Raw genomic sequence first — 3,266 nt, 5'->3', positions numbered from 1 at the left:
TTTCGTTAGGATAACCCCCGATTTCGTTAGGATAAACCTTGCGAGAGCCTTATTTTACTGGGGCTAACAGAGTCTAAAAATGTACTAAAAACTACTTAAAAACACCTTTTGCTCAAAAATCGAAAAAAAGAGGTTTTTTAAGGTTGTTTTACTTGAAAAAACCGCTGAAAAAGAATCAAAAAAAAGTCCGAAAAAGAAATCCAAAAAAAAGAAAAGGCAAACTTTGAAAGAGAGTAAACCAGGGCCCGCGCGCTAATTATGTAAAGTATTGATTTACAGTGCATTAACAGTGTCCTATTTTGTAAATCTCTTTAAAAGTAGATTTGCTGAGTAAACGGGTATTAATGGAATTTCATGTCACAGCAAATTATCCGTAAAGACCTTAGACTTGCAAAAATAACTTTTAAACTTTTAGAGATATTTATAATATAAACAAAAACAAAATCATGAAAAAAAAGAAAAATAACGACAAACAGGAGATAAAAATAAGGCTAAAAGTCATTTCAAAATTGATTTCATTAGCAATACAAATTCTACCTATTTTTTTATATGTACATAATTATGTACATTTGTAAAAAATATAATTATGAAAACAATTAGCGTATCCGAATTTAGAGGAAATATCAAAAAATATCTCGATTTAGCACAAGAAGAAAAATTACTAATCCACAGGGGAAAAGGTAAAACATACGCTATTGTGCCAATTGAAGAAATGGAGGACGAGCCATACAATCCAGAATTTGTAGCCAAAATTATGAGAGCTAGAGAAGATTCTAAACAAGGTAGAGTTACTATTATTAAAACAGAGGATTTATGGAAATAGGTTATACCGATGAAGCTTTAGAAGATATTGCTTATTGGAAAAAATCAGGAGATAAAGGGATTCAAAATAAAATTAAAAATCTAATTATCGCTATACAAGAAAATCCAACTGAAGGAATTGGAAAGCCGGAACAATTAAAACATAATTTATCCGGTTCCTGGTCAAGAAGAATAAATCAAGAGCATAGAATAGTTTACGAGATTAAGGAAAATAACACAATAGAGATCCAATCTTTAAGAGGGCATTATTAGGCTTCTTTTTTGGACTTTTTTTTGAAGCTTCAAAATTGGATTTTTAGGACTTTTTAGGTTGAAAGTTAGAGGAAGCAAGAGGGAACGACGATAAATCGTAATTCTAAATATAAAGTGCTGATTTTCAATTGTTTTGTTTTTTGTCATTCTACTTAAAGTAGTAATAATTTTAGTAATTTTCCGTTTCGTTTTTTGTAAACACCTATTTTTCAATTTTTTAAGTAAAATTTATTTACTAAAAAATTTACTAATCGTTCCTACTTTAAGTAGAATAAGAGTTAAAAACGCACTCCATTTAATTATCTAAAAAATCGCTTCGCTATCCTCATTTTTATAAAAAGTTTTTTGAGCTGCAGAAAAAACCTTTTATAAAAATAGAGGGCAATATTATAACTTCCGATAGCTTCCGATAAGTCGGATTATTGGTTTAGATATTTGGCTAAAATCCATTGATTTTGGGTTAAAGCATCCTTTGTTTTATCTAACTGCGATTGAAGAAATATTTTATCCTGGACTAATCCTACTATCTCCTTATCAAGATATTTCATTTTAGTACCTAATTCTTTTATTTCTAACTCTTTAGTAGAATAATCTTTAAGAGTATTTTCAAACAAAACGTATTCTTCTGGAGTAAATACTTCAACGTGATTGCCGTTATCAATCTCTTGTTTTAGCTCTTTTATTACATCATTTTCCTCCTCTGTATCATCGCTTCCGATAACTTCCGATAGCTTCCGATAGAGAGACACAAACAAATCGGACAACTCATAAGTTTTGCCTTTTAAAACAACCATTTCACTATCGTGAATATGGTTCTTTGCTCTTGTTCTAATGGTTCGGTCGGTTGTGTTTAGAATAAACGCAACTTGAACCGTACTAAACCAAATTCTATTTTCAGCCATTTTAAACAGTTTTGTTATTTGCTAATTTTGAAAGTTGCCCCATAACACTAGTTACATCCTCTTTTTCTTCGTTTTTAGCTACTTTTTCTTGTTTTACAGGTTTCTCGACACCTTTCAAAATATCTTCGTCTAAAACAAACCTAATTAAGCGAGTGGGCTCAGAAATGCCACCAGCAAGAATTTCCGTAATACGCTTATGGGCATGAGGTATTAAATCGGGTGATTTTTGGAGTTTAGAGATTACTTTGGAGATGTAATCAGCGTTTTTTTTCTTCTTAGTTACTTCAAATAATTCTTGTAGAATAATTAATATTTTGCGAAGTAAATCAATGTTATTAGGAGCATTTAAACCTTCTCTTGAAATTACTTTAAACCGTAAACTTTCGACTGATCGTCCTTTTTTTTCTTCTGAATATTCAAAATACAAATCACATTGACCAGCATCATACAGTGTCTTGAGTTCTTTGTGAGCTATTTGCAGCACCCTTTCTTTAAGAGCTGCATATTCGGAGTATTTAGCTTCTAGCATAAATTGTTCTCGCAAATCTTTTATGGAAATTCTAAAACCTCCAGCAGAACGCCATTGCGAACAAATTTCATATATCCGTTGTGACCATTTACTCCTCAAAGACATAGCCACAGTAAGGGAATATTCGGTATATTGTTGGGTTAATTCAACGAGATAAGGAATTAATTTTTTAGAGACCTGAACCTCTGCAACCCCTTTTTTTATTTCGGCATAATTTATAAAACCAACAATAAGCCATTCGTCAAGTTCTAAATCCCCTGCATATTCATTTTGATATTCAAAAGAGCGTAAACGCAAAGAAACCAATCCCTTTTTAGCCTCTGCAACGTGCTTATCATCTATAATTTCTTTTGCTAAATCGGTAAGCTTGATTTTTAAAGTTAAATCATCAAACAAGTCTTTTTGACCGCTATCACCTAACACGTACCGTTTTCGAACTTCTTTTATTATGAAATACATAACTCGTTTTTCTATTAAGTTAAGCTCATAACGTGCGGTAGTAAGCCTGTTAGACTGTCGCAGTTTGTAATCTTCCATAAATCAAATGTTTTTGAGAATAAAAAACAAAGCTAACAATAAAAAACAACAGTTAGATATGTATAGTTAGAAAATACGTGAAATCCCCCCTTTTTCGTTAGGATAACCCCCGATTTCGTTAGGATAACCCCCGATTTCGTTAGGATAAACCTTGCGAGAGCCTTATTTTACTGGGGCTAACAGAGTCTAAAAATGTACTAAAAACTACTTAAAAACACCTTTTG

General features: G+C 31.6%; 4 protein-coding genes. 2 read left to right on the top strand and 2 right to left on the bottom strand.

Features of this window, described 5'->3' with window-relative positions:
• The first annotated feature begins 586 nt into the window (after window positions 1-586).
• Entirely contained in the window at window positions 587-823 is a 237-nt protein-coding gene (locus ACNQGB_RS15930; protein ID WP_417947578.1) for a type II toxin-antitoxin system Phd/YefM family antitoxin, read from the top strand.
• Window positions 814-1,074, top strand: coding sequence for a Txe/YoeB family addiction module toxin (locus ACNQGB_RS15925; RefSeq protein ID WP_417947580.1), 261 nt, complete (start codon window positions 814-816; stop codon window positions 1,072-1,074). The genes ACNQGB_RS15930 and ACNQGB_RS15925 overlap by 10 nt, the downstream gene beginning before the upstream one ends.
• A gap of 419 nt (window positions 1,075-1,493) precedes the next feature.
• Here ACNQGB_RS15925 and ACNQGB_RS15920 read toward each other — a convergent pair whose 3' ends face one another.
• The gene (locus ACNQGB_RS15920) at window positions 1,494-1,976 is read right to left on the bottom strand and encodes a hypothetical protein (protein WP_417947582.1); all 483 of its coding nucleotides are present in this window, start codon (window positions 1,974-1,976) and stop codon (window positions 1,494-1,496) included.
• A gap of 1 nt (window position 1,977) precedes the next feature.
• Window positions 1,978-3,042, bottom strand: a complete 1,065-nt coding sequence (locus tag ACNQGB_RS15915) for a replication initiation protein (protein ID WP_417947584.1) — start codon at window positions 3,040-3,042, stop codon at window positions 1,978-1,980.
• Window positions 3,043-3,266 lie beyond the last annotated feature (224 nt).

Source organism: Flavobacterium frigidum (genome assembly GCF_048286795.2).
The sequence above is the reverse complement of the archived record's forward strand: the minus strand, read 5'-3'. Positions and strand labels throughout refer to the sequence as shown.

Bases quoted from the DNA above. Each gene is read 5' to 3' on its own strand.
- ACNQGB_RS15930 (WP_417947578.1), top strand. From the start codon at position 587: ATGAAAACAATTAGCGTATCCGAATTTAGAGGAAATATCAAAAAATAT.
- ACNQGB_RS15925 (WP_417947580.1), top strand. From the start codon at position 814: ATGGAAATAGGTTATACCGATGAAGCTTTAGAAGATATTGCTTATTGG.
- ACNQGB_RS15920 (WP_417947582.1), bottom strand. From the start codon at position 1,976: ATGGCTGAAAATAGAATTTGGTTTAGTACGGTTCAAGTTGCGTTTATT.
- ACNQGB_RS15915 (WP_417947584.1), bottom strand. From the start codon at position 3,042: ATGGAAGATTACAAACTGCGACAGTCTAACAGGCTTACTACCGCACGT.